Source organism: Silvimonas sp., assembly GCF_031291215.1.
Classification (GTDB): Bacteria; Pseudomonadota; Gammaproteobacteria; order Burkholderiales; family Chitinibacteraceae; genus Silvimonas; species Silvimonas soli.
The window spans coordinates 1-1050 of the sequence record NZ_JARLJK010000093.1 but is presented as its reverse complement, the minus strand read 5'-3'; the positions used below and the strand labels follow the sequence as shown (position 1 = coordinate 1050).

1 protein-coding gene is annotated in these 1050 nt (G+C 59.6%); it reads right to left on the bottom strand.

The window, feature by feature from the left end; genetic code table 11:
* A partial coding sequence (locus P4L78_RS10580; protein WP_309328027.1) for a hypothetical protein occupies nt 1-1050 on the bottom strand: 1050 nt, incomplete at both ends.

The following is a 1050-nucleotide window of genomic DNA, read 5'->3' as shown; positions in this document are numbered from 1 at the left end:
TCGCCTCGCGTGGTGACGTACGCCTGTTTCTGCGTCCAACACGCTGAGAATCGGTCTGGAGGCACGCAGAAGATGAAGCGAGCAGCTTGGACGGCACCCGCAGGCGGCGAAGTTGCACAATGCATGTAGGTCATGATATCCTTGAGACCCTTAACACTGATCGTGTGCGATTCAGCGCCTGTCATCTGGAAGATAAGGTCTGGCTGCTTCACAGCATCTCCTGCGGCGAAGGTCTTGCTCTTCGGCTGACCGTACTGCGCATCTCCGAGGTGGTCGATGTCTGTGTGCGATGTGAGCTGGACCCATGCCGACGGCGGTAGGGTGAGTGTGCCGACACGACCGTCTTCGAGGCAGCGCATGTGAAACGTGCCGCCCAAGCACAACGCTCGGTGTGCGAACGGCTCGAAGATCTGGCCGCGGATCTGGCCGACAGCCGGATGCCCAGCAGCGCTGGACAGGAATTCGACAATGCGGTGGCTATGCAGCTGCTGCTCGCACCGGAAGATCTCATCGGCCATGTACTGGCTGCCGATGAATATGTCGTACGTCCGGTAGTTGGACGTGTCCACGCGGTAGTGCACCACCGTGCGACTGAGTGACTCCACAGCCTCCGAGTCCATCGATGTGATGCACTTCATCAACTCGTCGAGGTTCACCACACGAAGGACCTTGCGCAGCTCGTCGTCCAGCTGCTCTGTATCCTCGAGCGACAGAACGAAGCGTGGCAGACCACCCCATTTGTGGTAGCGCACGTGCACCTCGTCTGGCGTCAGCGAGCGGTGCAGATCTGCATCGGCACACTCGACCGTGGTCGTGTTGCACACGCTGCGCGCGGCCTCGAGCTCCTCTTCGCTCCACACCGGCAGATAGAAGTGCGTCTTATGGTCCTTGACGAATTGCTTGTAGTGCCGATCGTCGGGCGACGAGACACAGTACGTACGAGCTCCCACACTACCCAGCGGTTCGACTGGCTCACGTCCAGCTGCATCGAAGATGTAGAGATTGTTTGAATCGGCGAGCTCGTGGGTGAATGACTTGCCTCGCTCGCCG